The sequence below is a fragment of the Phyllobacterium sp. MT110 genome, from assembly GCF_058792715.1.
Genome location: NZ_JBXAFE010000001.1, coordinates 1,138,407 through 1,157,043, shown reverse-complemented (window position 1 = coordinate 1,157,043; position 18,637 = coordinate 1,138,407). Strand labels below are relative to the sequence as shown.

The window sequence follows — 18,637 nt, the reverse complement described above, 5'->3', positions numbered from 1 at the left end:
ACGGAATTTGACTTCCTGCCTGTACGGATTCCCTTTAGGCAGGTTGAAATCGAGACCCTGAGCCATCGGAGCTTTTTATGTGCGGTATTGTAGGAATTATCGGACGCGAGCAGGTTGCGCCTTTGCTGGTGGACGCGCTGAAACGCTTGGAATATCGCGGCTATGATTCCGCCGGTGTTGCAACGCTGGACGAGGGTGTCCTCGACCGGCGGCGCGCCGAAGGCAAGCTCGTCAATCTCGATACGCTGCTGAAAGACCAGCCGCTTTCCGGAACCATCGGCATCGGCCACACCCGCTGGGCCACGCATGGCGCCCCGACGGTGCGCAATGCGCACCCGCATACCACGCCGCGTCTTGCGGTCATTCACAATGGCATCATCGAGAATTTTGCCGAACTGCGCAGCATGCTGGAAAAAGACGGCTACGTGTTCGAGACCGAAACCGATACGGAGACGGTCGCGCACCTGGTGACACGTGCGCTGGATCGCGGTCTTGCGCCCGTTGAAGCCGTTCGCCAGACCTTGCCGCAACTGCGCGGTGCCTTTGCCATTGCCATCATGTTCAAGGGCGAAGACGACCTGCTGATCGCGGCGCGCAACGGTCCGCCGCTTGCGGTCGGTTACGGCGACGGCGAGATGTATCTGGGCTCGGATGCCATTGCGCTTGCCCCGTTCACTGACCGCCTGTCCTATCTGGAAGATGGCGATTGGGCCGTGCTGACGCGCAAGGGTGTGGTGATCTATGACGAGGCCGGTGCAACCGTGCAGCGCCGTATCGAAAAATCAGCCGGTACGGCGTTCCTCGTCAGCAAAGGCAATCACCGGCACTTCATGGAAAAGGAAATCCATGAACAGCCCGAAGTGATTTCCCACACGCTGGCCAATTATCTCGATTTTTCCAAGGGCATTATCCGCAGCGATGCGGCATCCGTCGATTTTGCCAGGGTCGACCGGATTGCAGCCTCCGCCTGCGGAACGGCCTATTATGCCGGACTGATCGGCAAATACTGGTTCGAGCAGATCGCGCGGCTTCCCGTCGATATCGATGTGGCTTCGGAATTCCGCTATCGTGAAATGCCCCTGTCCAAGGACAGTCTTGCGCTGTTTGTCTCCCAGTCCGGTGAAACCGCCGATACGCTGGCATCGCTGCGCTACTGCAAGCAGCAGGGATTGACCATCAGCTCTGTGGTCAATGTGCGGGAATCGACCATGGCGCGCGAGTCCGACACCATCTTCCCGACCTTGGCCGGTCCGGAAGTCGGCGTTGCCTCCACCAAGGCGTTCACCTGCCAGTTGTCGGTGCTTGCGTCGCTTGCGGTTATTGCCGGCAAGATGCGCGGGACCATTTCGGAAGAAGACGAGCGGCGTCTGGTGCATGAACTGTCAGAAATTCCGCGCTATGCCACGCAGGCCCTGAAACTCGAGCAGCAGATGGAGGCGATCAGCCGCGATCTCTCGCAGGTGAAGCACGCGCTTTATCTCGGCCGTGGCACGAGTTTCCCGCTGGCGCTGGAAGGCGCGCTGAAGCTGAAGGAAATTTCCTACATTCATGCGGAGGGATATGCGGCGGGCGAGTTGAAGCATGGCCCGATCGCGCTGATCGATGAATCCATGCCGGTCATCGTCATTGCCCCCTACGATCACTGGTTTGAAAAGACCGTATCGAACATGCAGGAAGTGGCGGCGCGCGGCGGCAAGATCATCCTGATCACCGATGAGCGCGGCGCGGCGGCAAGCACGCTGAAAACCATGCATACGGTCATTTTGCCGGATATGCCCGAAATCATCACGCCGATCATTTACGCGCTGCCGATCCAGATGCTGGCCTATTACACGGCGGTGTTCATGGGAACCGACGTGGATCAGCCGCGCAATCTGGCGAAATCGGTCACGGTGGAATAGGTCATCCGGCGCGAAGCAGCCGGACGGCTTCATCGCGCTCGAAGAGATAGAGCAGGACGCGCAAGGCTTCGCCACGCGCGCTCTGCAGCTCCGGATCGCGCCCGAGAATATAGCGCGCATCCTTTCTGGCAATTTCGAGAAGCTCCTGATGCGCCTCGATGCTGGCGAGGCGAAAGCCCGGCGTGCCGGATTGGCGGGTGCCCAGCAATTCGCCTTCACCGCGCAGCTTCAGGTCTTCCTCGGCAATGCGGAAGCCGTCTTCCGTCTCGCGCATGATTTCCAGGCGCGCCCGTGCCACTTCGCCGAGCGGGCCCTTGTAGAGCAGCAGGCAGGTCGATGGCTTGTCACCGCGCCCGACACGCCCGCGCAGCTGATGCAGCTGGGCAAGACCGAACCGCTCGGCATGCTCGATCACGATGATCGTTGCATCCGGCACGTCCACACCGACTTCGATGACCGTGGTAGCGATCAGCAGGCGTGTCTCGCCATTCTTGAAGGCCAGCATGGCGGCGTCTTTTTCCGGCCCGGTCATGCGGCCGTGGACAAGGCCGATCTGATTGCCCAGCAAGGGCTGCAGCGACTGGAAACGCTCTTCGGCCGAAACCAGGTCGACCAGCTCCGATTCCTCGACCAGCGGGCAGATCCAGTAGATTTTCTGGCCGTCGGCGATGGCGCGGCGCATGCGGTCGACCAGTTCGCTCAAGCGCTCCATCGGCAGGATGGCGGTGGTGATCGGCCGGCGTCCGGCGGGTTTTTCCGTCAGTTTTGAGACATCCATATCGCCGAAAGCGGTCAGAACCAGCGTGCGTGGAATGGGCGTCGCTGTCATGACCAGCATGTCCGGTGCGGATCCCTTGGATTGAAGCAGCAGACGTTGATGTACGCCGAACCGATGTTGTTCATCAATGATTACAAAGACAAGGTCGTGGTAGTTCACCTTTTCCTGAAAGAGCGCATGCGTCCCGATGACGATGTGGATAGCGCCAGAACGCAGGCCGTCAAGAATGTCTTCGCGCTCACGGCCTTTTTCCCGGCCGGTCAGCAGGGCTGTCCGCAGGCCCGCCTTGGCCGCAAGCGGCGCAATGGTGGCATAGTGCTGCCGGGCCAGAACTTCCGTGGGCACCATCAGCGCGGATTGTCCGCCGGATTCGGCGGCATGCGCCATGGCCAGCAGGCCGACGATGGTTTTGCCGGATCCCACGTCACCCTGCAGCAGTCTGAGCATCCGTTCCGGCTGGCGCAGGTCAGCGATGATTTCCTTGATCGCCTGCTGCTGGCTGCCCGTCAGATCATAGGGCAAAGCAGCGATGACCCTGGCTTTCAGGCTGCCGTCGCCCTCCAGCTTGCGGCCGGACAGCCGGCGGGTTTTCAGGCGCACAAGCGCGAGAGCCAGCTGACCGGCGAGAAACTCGTCATAGGCAAGCCGCTGGCGCGCGGGATGATCCAGTGCGATATCGGAAGGGTCCTGCGGACGATGAATCGTTTCAAGCGCCTGCCGATGCGCGGGAAAGTCATGTTTTGCCAGCACGGGCGCTTCGATCCACTCGGGCATTTCCGGTGTGCGTGCCAGCGCTTCGTGTATGCCGCGTGCCAGGAACTTGGGCGACAGGCCGGCCGTCAGCGGATAAACCGGCTCGACCAGCGGCAGCGACGCTGCATCGGCGATGCTGGCGATATGGTCGGGGTGAACCATGGTCGGACGGCCGTTGAACCATTCCATGCGGCCGGAGACGATGACGGTTTCACCCACGGGCAGAGCGTTTTCGAGCCATGCCTTTTGGGCGTGAAAGAAGACAAGCCCTATTTCTCCCGTGTCATCGTGGGCAAAGACCCGGTGCGGCACATTGCTTCGCCCGCTTGGTGCCGGCTGATGGCGGTCGACACGCAGTTCCAGCGTGACGATGGCGCCTTCCGGTGCATGGGCGATACCGGGACGATTGCGCCGGTCGATGACGCTGTTGGGCGGCAGGTAGACCAGATTGCCGACGCGCGGTTCGGTTCCGGGTGGCTGCGTTCCCAGCAGCGTGGCAAGCAGGCCCGTCACTTTCGGCCCGATGCCGGGCAGCGAGCGAACGGAAGCAAAAAGGGGATCGAGCAGTGAAGGACGCATTCCCTAGGTTTAACGTCTTCAAAGCGTGTTGCAAGGCTGACAGCGGCGTCAATGCGCGCTATACCCAGCCGCAATCCTTTGGCTTCCCGCCCATCGAAGCCTTTTCACGATATTTCAAGGGAGACTGTCCATGACCGGAAGCAGTCGTTCAACAGTTGATCTGCCGCCAAGACAGCGCAAAATCCTCTTCCGTTCTTGGCATCGCGGCATGCGCGAGATGGATCTGATTCTCGGGCAGTTTGCCGATGCGCACATCGAAAGCCTGACGGAGGCGGAACTTGATCAGTATGAAGCGCTGATGGAAGCGCTCGACCGCGACCTGCTGAAATGGGTTACCGGGGAGGCTGAGGTTCCCGAAGAATTCAATACGCCGATCTTTCACAGGATTCTGGCTTCCCGCAACGCAATGAAATTCTGATTCGACATGAATGCCTTTTCCAAACTCGGACTGAAACCGGATATCAACGGACACGTCGTCATCGATGGTGTGGTCGACGGATATGAAGCATTTGCGCTTGCCAAGGTGGTCGCCGAGGCGGGAGCAGGCGGTCCCGTGCTGTTCATCGCCAGCGATGGTCAGCGCGTTGCCGACATCGAACAGGTGCTCAGCTTCGTTCAGCCCGATCTGCCGGTGCTGCAACTGCCCGCCTGGGACTGCCTGCCGTATGACCGCGTGTCGCCCGGATCGGACACGGCGGCGCGGCGCCTGGCGGCTCTGGCCGGCCTTGCCGCGCTGCACGACCAGAAACACCCCGGCGTCATCCTTGCGACTGCCAATGCGGTGCTGCAAAAGCTGCCGCCGCGCAAAGTCCTGGCCGAACAGCTCTTTCTCGCGAAGCCCGGCAACAGAATTGACATGAACGCGCTTGTTCAACGCCTTGAAAACAATGGGTTTGAGCGCGTTTCAACCGTGCGGGATGTGGGCGAGTATGCCGTGCGCGGCGGTATTCTCGATCTGTTCGTGCCCGGCGCCGAAGAGCCGCTGCGGCTGGATTTCTTCGGGGATACGTTGGAATCCATCCGTACATTCGATGCCGCATCGCAGCGCACATCCAGCCAGAAAACCGAATTCTCGATGCAGCCGATGAGCGAAATCACGCTCTCGCCTGAGACGATCAGCCGGTTCCGCTCGCACTATGTGCAGAAATTCGGGGCGCCGTCGCGCGATGACGCGCTGTATCAGGCGATATCGGAAGGCCGCCGCTTTGCCGGCATGGAACACTGGCTGCCGCTGTTCTACGAGCGCATGGAAACCGTCTTCGACCATGCGGGCCGGATGCCCGTCATCTTCGATCATCTGGCGCATGAGGCGATGGCCGAACGTCACAAGATGGTGGTCGATCACTATGAGGCGCGCAAGAAGCAGTCGGATGGCACGGAACCGGGCGAGGCGGTGCCCTACAAGCCCGTCGAGCCGGGCTCGCTCTACCTGACACCGGCAGAGGTGGAAGCTGCGGCGGTGGCCTCGGGCATGCGCGTTGACTTCTCGCCATTCGATGCGCCGTTCGCGACCGGCCGCTCCGTCATTCACGCCGGCGCCCATCGCGGGCGCACCTTTGTCGAGGAACGCACGGCCAAGGACGCCAATGTGTTTGACAGCGTGGTCAAGCATATCGCCGATGAGCGGGCAGCCGGCAAAAAAGTGCTGCTGGCGGCATGGAGCGAAGGTTCGCGTGACCGGCTCATCCAGGTTCTGAACGAGCACGGGCTGGAAAAAATCGAGCTGGTCGAAGACCTGCGCACGGTCAAGGCGCTGGCGCGCGACAAGATTACGGCGGGCATCCTGTCGCTGGAAACCGGTTTCGATGCGGGCGATCTCGTTGTGGTCGCCGAACAGGATATTCTGGGCGATCGGCTCATTCGCCGGTCCAAGCGCCGCAAGCGCGATCAGGATTTCATCAGCGAAGTGGCGGCGCTGAATGCGGGCGATATTGTCGTGCACGTCGACCATGGCATCGGCCGGTTTGTCGGCTTGCGGACGATCACGGCGGCCGGTGCGCCGCATGATTGCCTGGAAATCCACTATGCAGGCGATGACCGTCTGTTCCTGCCGGTTGAAAACATCGAACTCCTGTCCCGGTTTGGCTCGGAAAGCTCGACGGCAGTCCTCGACAAACTGGGCGGCGGGGCCTGGCAGGCGCGCAAGGCCAAGCTGAAGAAACGCCTGTTGGAGATTGCCGGCCACCTCATCCGCATTGCCGCCGAACGGCAGATGCGCGGCGCCCCCGTGCTTACGCCGCCTGATGGTCTCTACGGCGAGTTTGCCGCGCGTTTCCCCTATGAGGAGACGGAAGATCAGGACCGGGCCATTGAGGCCGTCATTGACGATCTCTCGCTTGGCAAGCCGATGGACCGGCTGATCTGCGGCGATGTCGGCTTCGGCAAGACGGAAGTGGCCCTGCGTGCAGCCTTCGTCGCGGCGCTCAACGGGGTTCAGGTGGCCGTGGTCGTGCCAACCACACTGTTGTCGCGCCAGCACTACAAGACCTTTTCGACGCGCTTCCAGGGATTGCCGGTCAATGTGGCGCAGGCATCGCGGCTGGTGGGCGCCAAGGAACTGGCCGAAAACAAGAAGGGTATTGCTGAGGGACAGGTCGATATTGTCGTCGGCACCCATGCCTTGCTCGGGCAGGGCATCAAGTTCAAGAATCTCGGTCTTCTGATCATCGATGAAGAGCAGCACTTCGGCGTCAAGCACAAGGAACGGCTGAAGGATCTCAAATCAGACGTCCACGTGCTGACCCTGTCGGCCACGCCGATCCCGCGCACACTGCAGCTGGCGCTGACCGGCGTTCGCGAATTGTCGCTCATCACCACGCCACCGGTCGACCGCATGGCCGTGCGCACGTTCGTCTCGCCATTCGATCCGCTGGTTATCCGCGAAACATTGCTGCGCGAGCGTTATCGCGGCGGTCAGAGCTTCTATGTCTGCCCGCGCATTTCGGATCTCAGCGAGATCAAGGATTTTCTGGATTCACAGGTGCCGGAGCTAAAAGTTGCCGTCGCGCACGGGCAGATGCCGCCCGGTGAGCTCGATGACATCATGAACGCCTTCTATGACGGGCAGTATGATGTGCTGTTGTCGACGACCATCGTTGAATCCGGTCTTGATATCCCGACGGCCAACACGCTGATCATCCACCGTGCCGACATGTTCGGCCTTGCCCAGCTCTACCAGCTGCGCGGCCGTGTCGGCCGGTCGAAGCAGCGCGCCTTTGCGCTGTTCACGCTGCCGGCCAACAAGATGCTGACGCAGATGGCCGACCGGCGGCTGAAAGTATTGCAATCGCTCGATACGCTTGGCGCCGGTTTCCAGCTGGCGAGCCATGACATGGATATTCGCGGTGCGGGCAATCTGCTCGGCGAAGAACAGTCCGGCCATATCAAGGAAGTCGGCTTCGAGCTCTATCAGCAGATGCTGGAAGAGGCGGTCGCGGAGATCAAGGGCACGGGTGAGGTCGAGGATGGTCACTGGTCGCCGCAGATTGCGGTCGGTACGGCGGTGATGATTCCGGAAACCTATGTGCCGGACCTGCAATTGCGGCTGGGGCTGTATCGCCGTCTCGCCGATCTGGAGGAACTGCAGGATATCGACGGCTTTGGCGCCGAGCTTATCGACCGTTTCGGACCTTTGCCTGATGAAGTTCAGCATCTGCTCAAGATCGTCTACATCAAGGCGCTGTGCCGCCGTGCCAATGTCGACAAGCTCGATGCCGGGCCGAAGGGCATCGTCATCCAGTTCCGCAACAAGACGTTCAGCAATCCGGCGGCATTGGTGAAGATGATCGGCGAGCAGGGCTCGATGGCGAAAATCCGCCCGGACCAGAGCATCGTGTTCGTGCGCGATTGGCCAACCGCGGAAAAGCGCCTGAATGGCGCGGCCGTCGTGATGACCCAGCTGGCGAAACTGGCCGCAGCGTAGCGGCCAGCCTCCACCGGCGCTTCATATCAGGTCGGGCGGGGTTCGAAACCGTCGGCGGTCTGGCGGATGGCATCGGCCAGCGCATCGGCGGACTGTGCGCCCATGACCGCGTATTTCTGGTCCAGGATGAAGCAGGGCACACCGCGCACGCCGATCTGGTTGGCAGTGTCGATTTCCTGGCGCACGCCGACGCTGTCCGCATCGGTCGGCAGCAGGCTGGCGACGATGGCGCTGTCCATGCCACCTTCTTCAGCCGCCTCGATCAGCACCTGATGGTCGCCGATGTTCTTTCCCTGTTCAAAATAATAGGAAAAGAGAATGCCGACGATCTTGTCCTGGATATCGGGACCGGCCTGCGAGGCCCAGCGGATCAGGCGATGCGCGTCCAGTGTATTGGGGGCAATCTCGATGGCCTCGAAGTCGAACTCGATGCCTTCTTCCTTGCCGAGCTCGATCAATTGCTGATGCACTTCAAAAATCCGGTCCGAGCTGCCGAATTTCTCCGTCATGTAGCGGTTGCGGTCCTTGCCCTGTTTCGGCAGCGTCGGGTCCAGCTGAAACGGACGCCAGTTGACCGTCACGTCCAGATCTGGATTGAGGGCGAGGGCGCTCTCCAGCCGCTTGCGGCCGACAAAGCACCAGGGGCAGACAACATCCGACACAACGTCGATGGTAAATTTCTTTTCGGTCATGATGTTCAACCTATCGTTTGTCAGACCACCACGTCTGAAGCTGGTAGCCGTTGAGAGATGTCTTGTCCGGGTGTTGCAGATGCGCCCAATAGGCAATCCATTGCTCGGGCTGGTAGTAAATCGGCACCATATAATGGCCGGAGATCAGCACTCTGTCGAGGGCGCGCACGATGCTGACAAACTCCGCCTGGCCGTGGACGGCAAGCATCTTGTCAATCAGCGCGTCGACAACCGGGTCGGCAACGCCGGCATAGTTGAAGCTGCCCTCAATGTCCTTCGATTGGCTGCCCCATCGGGCATATTGTTCATATCCCGGTGAGAGCGACCCGGAATAGGCGCCAAGAATCACATCATAATCAAAGGTTTGCAGGCGTTTCTGATACTGCGCGTCATCGACCGTGCGGATCGTGACAGCGATACCCAGGCGCTCCAGCGTGCGCTTGTAGGCGATACCCAGACGCTCCTCGGCCACGGAGCGCGTCAAAATTTCGAAACTCAGCGGATTGCCGTTCGGATCGAGCATCTGCTCGTCCTTGATCGCGTAACCGCGGCTGACCAGCAGATCGTAGGCGCGCTTCATTTCCTTGCGGTCGCGGCCCGAGCCGTCCGTCGTGGCCGGCGTATAGGTGCCATCCATGACTTCGGGAAGAACTGCGTCGGGGTACGGGGCAAGAATGGCGCGTTCGGCTGCATCGGCGGGCTTTCCGAGCGCCGACAATTCCGAGCCCTGCCAATAGCTGGCCAGACGCTGATAGCGTCCGGCATAGAGGTTGCGGTTGGTCCACTCGAAATCGAACATCAGGGCGAGTGCCTCGCGGACATATCTGTCCTTGAACTCGTCGCGGCGGGTGTTGAAGACAAACCCATAGACATTGGCGGGCGAATGGGTCTCAAACGTCTTTTTGACGACACGTCCGTCATTGAAAGCGGGAAAGCCATAGGACGACGCCCACTTGTTCGGGTCGCCTTCCATGAACACGTCAAAAACACCCTTCTTGAACGCTTCGAACTGCGCCTGCAGATTGCGGAAATATTCGACCGTGATCACGTCGTAATTGTTGAAGCCGCGTCGGCTCGGCAAATCCGCCGCCCAGTAGTTGGGATCGCGCTTGAAGACGATACGCTGCCCCGGCTGCACCTGCGACACAACATAGGGCCCGCTGCCAACCGGGATGGCTAGCGGCGACCGGTCAAAATTTTCAGCATCGATTGCATGCTTCGGCAAAACCGGCATCAGCGCGAGAATGAGGGGGAATTCCCGGTTGGCCTGATCATTGAACGTGATGCGGACGCCGTGCTCGCCGACCTGTTCGATCTTCGAGATCAGTTTCGTCCGCGTGTTGAAGGGCGGGCGCCCTTTCTCCGTCAGGAGATTGAAGGTGAAGATCACGTCGTCCGGCGTGACGGGCTGGCCATCGGACCATTTGGCCTTGGGGTTCAGCGTGAATTCAACGAATGTGCGTTCCTCGTTGGTCTCCACCTTTTCCGCCAGCAAGCCATACATGGTGAACGGCTCGTCGGCGCTGCGCTGCATCAGCGTTTCATAGACCAGATTACCAAATTCGGCATCGCCGAACGTGCCGCGCGCATAGGTGCGCATGCTCTTGATCAGAAAGGGATTGAGACTGTCGAATGTGCCGACGACACCATAGGTTATCGAGCCGCCCTTGGGCGCATCGGGATTCACATAGGGGAAATAGGGGTAATCAGCGGGCAGGGCAGGCTCGCCGCGCATGGCGATTCCATGTTTTGGCTCGGCAAGAACCACGCTTGTCATCGAACAAGTCATGGTCAGCAGGGCCAGAATCTGGAAACTTTTCTTCAGCATCGTCTCAACCTTATGATCCCTTTGGCGGGATTTTCCTTTGATTCGCCCACGAGATTACCATCTCATGACGATTCTGCGGCCAAAGGGGTGTAATCATCTTCCTGAAATGACAACAGAGCTAGGGTCAAGACCCATTAATCTGGTCGAAATGGTATGAGGCCATTTGTTCGGTTACAAGGAGCAAAGGCGAAGGCAATGTGGTTCATTGTCAAGCCTTTGCGACGATGAAGCCGGACAAGTGGACCATATCCTCCGGACGCCGAAACGGCTGCAAGCTGCTGTGTCGAGCCGCTCGGCCGGGGGAAAGACCCCGCCCTTCGCGTCTCTCCTCGCATCTTCTTGCCGTTTCAGGCGCCATTTCGATCATGTTAATGGGGCTTGACCCTAAAAGTAGTCTGGATTTGCATTAACATGCAGTGTAACACGGCGTTCGAGACGAAGGGTCACTCTGTTGCCTCATTTGGTAACCAATCCAGAGAAAGCAATTCTAAGTGATCAAGTTACACTTCGGATAAGTGCGCTGAAAGGAACCAGTTGACCATGTCCAACCCGAAGACATTCGCTGCAACCGCATCCATCGCGGGTGCAATTGCATTACTCGCCGCCGCGGCAGTACCAGCATCAGCCCAGCAGCAGAGAACGCCGCAGGGTTGGTTCAAGGTTTGCTCCAAGCAGGAAGAAAACGACATCTGCAACACGCAGAACATCGTGACCGCCGACAGCGGCCAGCTTCTGACTGCCGTCAACCTCATCGAAATCAAGGGCAAGGTCAATCGCAAGATTTTCCAGGTTTCCGTGCCGACCGGCCGTCTGATCGGTCCAGGCGTTGGACTGCAGATCAATGGCGGCAAGACGCAGAAGATCGATTTCGCCATCTGCTTCCCGGATCGCTGCATTTCGGAAGTCGCCATGTCGGATGAACTCGTCGCTGCCTTCAAGAAGGGCAATCAGCTGACGCTGACTTCGGTCAACTTCCAGAACAAGCCAAATCCGATCACCGTTGCGCTGACCGGTTTCAGCCAGGCATTTGACGGCCCCGGCCTGCAGCAGTCGGAAATCGAAGATCGCCAGAAGACGCTTCAGGAAGAAGTCCAGAAGCGCCAGAAGGAATTCGAAGACAAGATGAAGGCCGAGCAGGCGAAGGCCAAGGCCGGAAACTGACCGAACCATCGACACGAAAAAGGGACGCTTTGGCGTCCCTTTTTTATTGGGCTGTTTCTCAGTTGATATGCGGACTTTTGACCCGGTAGACACCGTTTAGCGGCTTGTCGAACATGTCCTTGATCTGCGGATGCCGCAGGGGAACGCCGGATGTATCGGCGACGAGGTTCTGCTCGGAGACATAGGCCACATACTCGCTGTCGGCGTTCTCGGCAAAGAGATGGTAAAAGGGCTGGTCGCGGCTTGGCCGGATATCTTCGGGAATGGATTGATACCATTCTTCGGTGTTGTTGAATTCAGGATCGACATCGAAAATTACGCCGCGAAAAGCGAATATCCGGTGGCTTACAACCTGCCCGATCTGAAATTTTGCGTGGCGTATTTGTTTCATCATCATCATTCATTATAGATATCAGAGACATACCTGTCTCCATCAAATCGTGCGAGCATCGATGGCGTCCTGCCATTTCCGGTCGCGTTCCCAACAGTCAAAGCTCGTCATGCTCAGCGTTTTCAATCTCGTTCTCCCATTTTTCGGCCTGATCTTTCTGGGATTCCTGGTTGCCCGCATCAGTCGTCAGCCGCTGGAGGCATTGGGATGGATGAACGTTTTCATTGTCTATGTGGCGTTGCCGGCACTGTTTTTCCAGATCCTTTCAAAGACACCTGTCGCTGAGCTGACTCAGTGGGCCTTTATTATTGGCTGCACCGCATCAACACTTTGTGTTTTTCTGGTGATGTTCGGCTTTGCTTTTTTCAGAACGCGCAAAATAGACGAAAGCACCATTCAGGGGCTCGCCGCCGCCTATGGCAATATCGGCTATATGGGGCCGGGATTGGCCATCATGGCTTTCGGCGCACCCGCTGCCGTACCGGTTGCCCTGATCTTCTGTTTTGACAACACACTGCATTTTGTCATGGCGCCCCTCATGATGGCGTTGTCCGGCAAAGACAAGCGCCGCCCGCATGAGCTGGCGGTCAGTGTGCTCAAGAAGATCTTCCTGCACCCCTTCATCATCGCAACCATTCTGGGCGTCGCCGCTGCTGTCACCGGGTTCGAACCGCCCGCGTCCATCGACAGGCTCATTGATCTGCTGGCCAAGGCCGCCGCACCCTGTGCGCTCTTTGCCATGGGCGTCACCCTTGCCTTGCGTCCCCTGAAGCGGGTGCCGCCGGAACTCTATCTGATTGTCCCGATCAAGCTGGTTTTCCAGCCATTGCTTATCTACGTCATCCTTCACCTTGCCGGCGATTTCCCGCCGGTCTGGGTGTACACCGCCATGCTGCTGGCGGCGCTGCCGACGGCAACCAATGTATTCGTCATTGCCCAGCAGTACGGTGTCTGGGTCGAACGGGCTTCGAGCAGCATCCTGGCAACCACGCTGTTTTCGGTCGTGACCCTGACCCTGTGGCTTTACGTGATGACGCACGGCTTCATTCCCTGATAAGGAACTGCAGGTCACCCGGCGAACGGCCGGGCCGTGGCCGTGTTGCCGGAGCGCTTTTGACCATAGATCGTGCGGAATTCATTCAGGCGCATATGCCTGTCATGGCTGTCCCGGCAGTTCCGGAAATTGTGCTTCACAGCGCCACGCCGGCGAGCGGATTGCGCCGCCTTATCGCCTCGGATGCCAATCCCGATCCCGAACCGCCATACTGGGCCTACCATTGGGCGGGCGGTGCAGTGCTCGCCCGTTATTTTCTCGATCACCCGGAGGTCGTGAAAGGGCAGCGGGTGCTGGATCTTGGATCGGGTTCAGGGATTGTTGGCATAGCGGCGGCAAAGGCAGGTGCGATCCATGTTACCGCTGCTGAAACAGACGGGAATGCCATTGCCGCGCAACAGCTCAATGCCGATCTCAATGGCGTCAGCTTGACATCGATGCATGCGGATCTGACGGCTGGCCCGGCAATGGATGTCGATCTGGTTGCTGTTGGCGATCTGTTTTACGCGCCCGATCTCGCGCGGCGTGTTCTGCTTTTCCTCGATCGTTGTCTTCTGGCGGGCGCCAAGGTCCTTATCGGCGATCCCGGCCGGGCACATCTTCCGCACGACCGGCTCCGGCTCGTTGCCGAATATGCGGTGCCGGATTTCGGGCAAGTGACGGACGCAAAAGTGAATGCCGGTGTTTTTGCACTGATCTGAGGTGATGCCTGCAGGTTTTGTCTGTCGCAGCGCCTGTGTTTTCCAGACAACGAAGGCGTGACCTTTGTGCGTGGTTCGACAAGCTCACCATGAGGGAGGTGCGGGCTGCACGCCAATCGTGAACGTTGCAGAACATGGCTCCCTGCAATCCTCACTTTCCCTCATGGTGAGCTTGTCGAACCACGCACAAACGTGCTGCAGGCTTTTCGAGCGCTCCCGGACATGACGGCGTCTTTCCCTCCCAATGTGGGCTGTTTCGTCGCAGGAAGGCGGCCCTTGTAGGCAAAGGCTTTCTGTGTACTATTGCGAATGATTTGCAATTGCGATTAGAGGTATTTCATGGATTCCTTGCGGCAGGCAGCCGATACGGACGAAGGCTGGCGGCGCGAACGGGGTGATGCATCGCTTTCGGATGTGCATCGCTCGGTCGCTGTCAGGACAGCGGGACCGGGTTGGCGCAGGGCCGCAGCCTTTGTGGGACCGGGCTATCTGGTTGCCGTGGGCTACATGGATCCGGGAAACTGGGCGACATCGCTCGCCGGCGGGTCGAAGTTCGGCTACACGCTGCTTGTCGTCGCGTTGGTCTCCAACATCATGGCCGTGGTCCTGCAGGCGCTTTGCGCGCGTCTGGCGATCGGATCGGGCAGGGACCTGGCGCAGGCCTGCCGCGATGCCTTTCCACGACCGGTTGCCTATACGCTCTGGTTCATGGCGGAGCTTGCCATCATCGCCACCGACATTGCCGAAGTCATCGGCACCGCGATCGGTCTCAACCTGATTTTCGGCATTCCGCTCGAACTCGGCGTCCTCATCACCGCGCTTGATGTCTTTCTGATCCTCTATCTGCAAAAGCTTGGCTTCCGCTGGGTGGAAGCGCTGATCATCACGCTGCTGGGCGTGATTGCGCTGTGCTTCGGCATCCAGATTTTCCTCGCGGATCCCGATTGGGCCGCCGTGATCAAGGGTTTTGCCCCGACAACGGAAATCGTCACCAACCCGGAAATGCTCTATCTCGCGCTTGGTATTCTCGGCGCGACGGTGATGCCGCACAATCTCTATCTGCACTCCGGCATCATCCAGACGCGCGACTACGGCCACACCACGCCTGAAAAGCGTCAGGCGCTGAAGTATGCTACGTGGGACTCCACCATTGCGCTGACCTTTGCCCTGGTCATCAACGCGGCGATCCTGATCCTTGCTGCCGCGACCTTCAACAAGACGGGGCGGACCGAAGTGGCGGAACTCGGCGAGGCGCATTCGCTGCTCGCGCCGCTCCTCGGCTGGGGTTTCGCCCCGACCCTGTTCGGTATCGCCTTGCTGTGCTGCGGCATCAACTCGACGGTGACGGCGACGCTGGCCGGACAGATCGTGATGGAAGGCTTTTTGAAAATCAGGCTGGCGCCCTGGCTGCGCCGGTTGATCACCCGAGCCATTGCCATTGTTCCAGCGGGCGCGGTGACCGTCTGGTACGGCGACAGCGGAACGGCCAAGCTTTTGATCCTGACACAGGTCGTGCTCAGCCTTCAGCTTTCCTTTGCCGTATTCCCTCTGGTCATGTTCACCGCCAGCAAGACCAAAATGGGTGTGCTGGTCTCGCCGAAATGGCTCACCGTGCTTGCCATGGTCATTGCGGTGGTGATTGCCGTGCTGAACATCAAGCTGCTGCTGGATTTTGTCCTCGTTTAGGCGCGCTTTCCTTCCCGGCGCGGCCAGCGAAAGCCGCTGCCGGGGCGCAGACCCTCACGCATGAGAAAACTGCGCAGCGGCGAGAAGGTGCGGAGCAGTTCCAGGCCGCCGCTGCGGACCATCTGCACGGGCAGGAAATCCGACAGCAATGACCGGTTCAGCGCGTCGACCGCGCCGGTGCGGGCGATGATATCCGGGCTGCGCTTGCGGTTATAGGCTGAAACAACCGGTGCAGCGCCAAGATCGCTGCCATCGGACGGCAGGGTATCAAGCAGTGTTTCCACGTCCCGGACGCCGAGATTCAGTCCCTGCGCCCCGATGGGCGGAAATACATGCGCCGATTCGCCCGCCAGAAACACGCGGTTGCGGGCAAAGGCGTTCGGGACGAGGCCGGACAGCGGCCAGGCCTGGGCTTCGACATCGATGGTGACAGCGCCGAGCATGGACTGCATGCGTTCCTCGACGCGGACCGCCAGTTGTTCCGCGTTCAGGTCCAGAAGTTCCGCCGCATGGGCAGGTGTTGTCACCCAGACGAGGCTTGACCGTTTCCCTGCCAGCGGCACCTGCGTGAACGGGCCATGCTCGGTGTGAAATTCCGTTGAAATATCATGATGATCGCGCGTGTGGCTGAAGCTGAGCACCACCGCAGTCTGGTTGTACTGCCAGGTGCGCGCGGAGATACCGGCCGCTTCCCGGGCCAGGGACGAGCGGCCATCGGCGGCAATTACGATGTTGGCGGTGAACACCGAACCATCACTGGCTTCGACCGCCATGGCATTGTCCACCGGATGATAGTGGGTTGCCGACGCGGCGACATGGCGGACCGGCGATTGCTTCAGCGCATTGCTGAGCGTTTTGGTGAGCGCGGCATTGGGAATGTTGTAGCCAAAGGCGTCTTCGTCGATCTCGGAGGCTTCGAATGTCACCACGGGGCTTCTGACCAGCCGGTTGGTGCCATCGAGAATGCGCATGGATCCGATGGGCGCGGCATGCGGCGCAATGCTGTCCCAGAGACCGATCCGCTGGAGAAAACGGATGGCGGGCATCATCAGAGCCGTCGTGCGCTTGTCCGTGCCGGTGGGGATAACGCCGAGACTGACGACGTTTTCAAGGTGCTGACCAAGGGCAATGGCGGCAATCAGGCCGACATGACCGGTTCCTGCAACAACAATGGGATCCGTTCGGGTGCTGGTCATCATCTGTCTCCGCTTCCAAGCCGTTTTGGCTTTCAACAGTTTATATCAGGAACATTGCTTGCGCTTTGGGTCGTTTTCAAGAAAAGCTGCTCGCAAATCGTTTGTCCTTGGTAACATATAGCGACAAGCGGATCAGTATCATGCAGCAGATTGGCGCGGACCGTGAAAAAACCAACTTTGCCCCGGGGCGTTAAACCCAAAAAAGTGACGGCGCCACAAGCCAAGGCCTTCTCAGTGCATTTGCTGACCGCCTCCGGTTCCTTCCTGGCGTTCCTCTCGGTGGTCGCGGCCAGCGAAGGAAGCTGGACGGCTATGTTCTGGTGGCTGGGGCTGGCGCTGTTCGTCGACGGCATCGATGGGCCGATCGCCCGCAAGCTCGAAGTCAAATATGTGCTGCCCAACTGGTCGGGCGAGCTGCTCGACAACATCATCGACTACATGACCTATGTGCTCATCCCGGCCTTTGCGCTGTATCAGCGCGGCTTCATGGGCGAGGGCCTGTCCTTTCTGGCGGCGGCGATCATCGTCGTATCCAGTGCGATCTACTATGCCGATACGGGCATGAAGACGAAGGAAAACTTCTTCAAGGGCTTTCCGGTCGTCTGGAACATGCTGGTGTTCACCCTGTTCATCGTCAAGCCCGGCGAATGGGTGGCATTTGCCATTGTCCTTGGCGCCGCCGTCGTTTCATTCCTGCCGATCTATTTCCTGCACCCGGTGCGCGTGCAGCGCCTGCGGCCGCTGAATCTCACGATTTTCTTCCTGTGGTGCGCTTTCGGCGTACTTTCGCTGTACCAGCATCTGGATTCGCCCCTCTGGGTGCGGGTCGGTATTTCGGTCACAGGCATCTACCTCTTCCTCATCGGTGCGGTGATGCAGGCATTTCCCAATCTTGGACGGACGGAGAAGGCATGATGGTCAAGGCAATTCGCATTCATCAGACGGGTGGTCCTGAAGCGCTGGTCTATGAAGATGTTACCGTCGGTGAGCCAGGCCCCGGCGAAGTGCGTATGCGCAATGAGGCCATCGGCCTGAATTTCATCGATGTCTATTTCCGCACCGGCCTCTATCCGTCGCCCGGCGGTCTGCCGCTCATTCCGGGCAATGAAGGCGCGGGCGTCGTGCTCAGCGTCGGTCCTGGTGTTACCGACGTGAAACCGGGCGATCGCGTCGCCTATGTCAATCCGATCGGCGCCTATGCGGAGGAACGCATCATGCCGGCGGACCGCCTGGTCAAGGTCCCGGACTCCATTTCCTTCCAGCAGGCCGGTTCGATGATGCTGAAGGGCATGACGGCCTATTACCTCCTGCGGGAAACCTTTCCGGTCAAGAAGGGCGACACGATCCTGTTTCACGCGGCTGCCGGCGGTGTCGGGCTCATAGCCGGCCAATGGGCCAAGCATCTCGGCGCGACCGTCATCGGCACCGCCGGTTCGGACGAGAAGGTGAAGCTGGCGCTCGAGAACGGTTTCGACCATGTCATCAACTATCGCACCGAGAGTTTTGTCGAACGGGTGAAGGAAATTACCGGCGGCAAGGGTGTCGACGTGGTCTACGATTCCGTCGGCAAGGACACATTCGACGGATCGCTGGACTGCCTGCGTCCGCGCGGCATGCTCGTCTGCTTCGGCCAGTCATCCGGTCCGGTTGCGCCATTCGATCTCGGCATCCTGTCGCGCAAGGGCTCCCTCTACCTGACGCGGCCGACATTGTTCGTCTACGTCGCGGCGCGGGCTGCGCTTGAAAATGCAGCGCGTGCGCTTTTTGACCAGGTGGAAAGCGGTGTGGTGCGCATCGATATCGGTCAGACCTATGCCCTCAAGGACGCGGCGACGGCGCATCGCGATCTCGAAGCGCGCAAAACGACCGGAACAACAGTGCTTATTCCTTAAGCCCCTGAAAATGATGCTCGAATAATGTGCGCAAAAGGCCGCAACCTCTGGTTTTGCACTTCCCAAATCGATGCTGCCCGACATAGGATCGGAAATGGTTAGG

Annotated in this window: 14 protein-coding genes; 9 read left to right on the top strand and 5 right to left on the bottom strand. The window is 59.5% G+C overall.

Annotated features, from left to right (window positions below; genetic code table 11):
* Nucleotides 1-77: 77 nt before the first annotated feature.
* Complete coding sequence (gene glmS / locus AC1Q5O_RS06045) at nucleotides 78-1,901, top strand: glutamine--fructose-6-phosphate transaminase (isomerizing) (RefSeq protein WP_492562133.1); 1,824 nt, start codon at nucleotides 78-80, stop codon at nucleotides 1,899-1,901.
* A gap of 1 nt (nucleotide 1,902) precedes the next feature.
* Here the strand turns inward: glmS and recG are convergent, their stop codons facing one another.
* On the bottom strand, nucleotides 1,903-4,011 hold the full coding sequence (gene recG / locus AC1Q5O_RS06040; protein ID WP_492562132.1) for an ATP-dependent DNA helicase RecG: 2,109 nt from the start codon (nucleotides 4,009-4,011) through the stop codon (nucleotides 1,903-1,905).
* A gap of 130 nt (nucleotides 4,012-4,141) precedes the next feature.
* Between recG and AC1Q5O_RS06035 the strand changes: the two genes are divergently transcribed.
* On the top strand, nucleotides 4,142-4,429 hold the full coding sequence (locus AC1Q5O_RS06035) for an FAD assembly factor SdhE (protein WP_105732742.1): 288 nt from the start codon (nucleotides 4,142-4,144) through the stop codon (nucleotides 4,427-4,429).
* Nucleotides 4,430-4,435: 6 nt separating this feature from the next.
* Nucleotides 4,436-7,933 carry a transcription-repair coupling factor gene (gene mfd / locus AC1Q5O_RS06030; RefSeq protein WP_492562131.1) on the top strand — a complete coding sequence of 1,166 codons (3,498 nt, stop codon included), beginning with the start codon at nucleotides 4,436-4,438 and terminating at the stop codon, nucleotides 7,931-7,933.
* Between the two features lie 26 nt (nucleotides 7,934-7,959).
* Here the strand turns inward: mfd and AC1Q5O_RS06025 are convergent, their stop codons facing one another.
* A complete protein-coding gene (locus tag AC1Q5O_RS06025; RefSeq protein ID WP_105733124.1) occupies nucleotides 7,960-8,625 on the bottom strand; it encodes a DsbA family oxidoreductase in 666 nt (221 codons plus the stop codon).
* Between the two features lie 10 nt (nucleotides 8,626-8,635).
* On the bottom strand, nucleotides 8,636-10,414 hold the full coding sequence (locus AC1Q5O_RS06020) for an extracellular solute-binding protein (protein ID WP_492563094.1): 1,779 nt from the start codon (nucleotides 10,412-10,414) through the stop codon (nucleotides 8,636-8,638).
* Nucleotides 10,415-10,993: 579 nt separating this feature from the next.
* On the opposite strand from AC1Q5O_RS06020, the gene AC1Q5O_RS06015 reads away from it, so the two are divergent.
* Complete coding sequence (locus AC1Q5O_RS06015; RefSeq protein ID WP_223613314.1) at nucleotides 10,994-11,614, top strand: invasion associated locus B family protein; 621 nt, start codon at nucleotides 10,994-10,996, stop codon at nucleotides 11,612-11,614.
* 58 nt (nucleotides 11,615-11,672) lie between these two features.
* Here AC1Q5O_RS06015 and hspQ read toward each other — a convergent pair whose 3' ends face one another.
* Nucleotides 11,673-12,011 carry a heat shock protein HspQ gene (gene hspQ / locus AC1Q5O_RS06010; RefSeq protein ID WP_165401825.1) on the bottom strand — a complete coding sequence of 113 codons (339 nt, stop codon included), beginning with the start codon at nucleotides 12,009-12,011 and terminating at the stop codon, nucleotides 11,673-11,675.
* Nucleotides 12,012-12,114: 103 nt separating this feature from the next.
* Here hspQ and AC1Q5O_RS06005 point away from each other — a divergent pair, with 103 nt between their 5' ends.
* From AC1Q5O_RS06005 to AC1Q5O_RS05995, 3 genes are all read left to right on the top strand, one after another.
* A complete protein-coding gene (locus AC1Q5O_RS06005) occupies nucleotides 12,115-13,059 on the top strand; it encodes an AEC family transporter (protein WP_492562130.1) in 945 nt (314 codons plus the stop codon).
* 59 nt (nucleotides 13,060-13,118) lie between these two features.
* On the top strand, nucleotides 13,119-13,760 hold the full coding sequence (locus AC1Q5O_RS06000) for a class I SAM-dependent methyltransferase (protein ID WP_492562129.1): 642 nt from the start codon (nucleotides 13,119-13,121) through the stop codon (nucleotides 13,758-13,760).
* A gap of 339 nt (nucleotides 13,761-14,099) precedes the next feature.
* Entirely contained in the window at nucleotides 14,100-15,446 is a 1,347-nt protein-coding gene (locus tag AC1Q5O_RS05995) for an Nramp family divalent metal transporter (RefSeq protein WP_492562128.1), read from the top strand.
* On the opposite strand, the gene AC1Q5O_RS05990 is transcribed toward AC1Q5O_RS05995, so the two are convergent.
* On the bottom strand, nucleotides 15,443-16,642 hold the full coding sequence (locus tag AC1Q5O_RS05990; RefSeq protein ID WP_463012996.1) for a UbiH/UbiF family hydroxylase: 1,200 nt from the start codon (nucleotides 16,640-16,642) through the stop codon (nucleotides 15,443-15,445). The genes AC1Q5O_RS05995 and AC1Q5O_RS05990 overlap by 4 nt on opposite strands.
* A gap of 162 nt (nucleotides 16,643-16,804) precedes the next feature.
* Between AC1Q5O_RS05990 and pcsA the strand changes: the two genes are divergently transcribed.
* Together pcsA and AC1Q5O_RS05980 are read left to right on the top strand one after the other, a co-directional pair.
* Entirely contained in the window at nucleotides 16,805-17,557 is a 753-nt protein-coding gene (pcsA, locus tag AC1Q5O_RS05985) for a phosphatidylcholine synthase (protein ID WP_492562127.1), read from the top strand.
* Nucleotides 17,557-18,534 (top strand): quinone oxidoreductase family protein, encoded by a 978-nt coding sequence (locus tag AC1Q5O_RS05980; protein ID WP_492563092.1) that lies wholly within the window; start codon nucleotides 17,557-17,559, stop codon nucleotides 18,532-18,534. The genes pcsA and AC1Q5O_RS05980 overlap by 1 nt, the downstream gene beginning before the upstream one ends.
* The last annotated feature ends 103 nt before the right edge of the window (nucleotides 18,535-18,637 follow it).

What these genes read in the sequence shown, in the direction of transcription:
- glmS (WP_492562133.1), top strand. Translation starts at nt 78, where the DNA reads ATGTGCGGTATTGTAGGAATTATCGGACGCGAGCAGGTTGCGCCTTTG.
- recG (WP_492562132.1), bottom strand. Translation starts at nt 4,011, where the DNA reads ATGCGTCCTTCACTGCTCGATCCCCTTTTTGCTTCCGTTCGCTCGCTG.
- AC1Q5O_RS06035 (WP_105732742.1), top strand. Translation starts at nt 4,142, where the DNA reads ATGACCGGAAGCAGTCGTTCAACAGTTGATCTGCCGCCAAGACAGCGC.
- mfd (WP_492562131.1), top strand. Translation starts at nt 4,436, where the DNA reads ATGAATGCCTTTTCCAAACTCGGACTGAAACCGGATATCAACGGACAC.
- AC1Q5O_RS06025 (WP_105733124.1), bottom strand. Translation starts at nt 8,625, where the DNA reads ATGACCGAAAAGAAATTTACCATCGACGTTGTGTCGGATGTTGTCTGC.
- AC1Q5O_RS06020 (WP_492563094.1), bottom strand. Translation starts at nt 10,414, where the DNA reads ATGACTTGTTCGATGACAAGCGTGGTTCTTGCCGAGCCAAAACATGGA.
- AC1Q5O_RS06015 (WP_223613314.1), top strand. Translation starts at nt 10,994, where the DNA reads ATGTCCAACCCGAAGACATTCGCTGCAACCGCATCCATCGCGGGTGCA.
- hspQ (WP_165401825.1), bottom strand. Translation starts at nt 12,011, where the DNA reads ATGATGATGAAACAAATACGCCACGCAAAATTTCAGATCGGGCAGGTT.
- AC1Q5O_RS06005 (WP_492562130.1), top strand. Translation starts at nt 12,115, where the DNA reads ATGCTCAGCGTTTTCAATCTCGTTCTCCCATTTTTCGGCCTGATCTTT.
- AC1Q5O_RS05995 (WP_492562128.1), top strand. Translation starts at nt 14,100, where the DNA reads ATGGATTCCTTGCGGCAGGCAGCCGATACGGACGAAGGCTGGCGGCGC.
- AC1Q5O_RS05990 (WP_463012996.1), bottom strand. Translation starts at nt 16,642, where the DNA reads ATGACCAGCACCCGAACGGATCCCATTGTTGTTGCAGGAACCGGTCAT.
- AC1Q5O_RS05980 (WP_492563092.1), top strand. Translation starts at nt 17,557, where the DNA reads ATGGTCAAGGCAATTCGCATTCATCAGACGGGTGGTCCTGAAGCGCTG.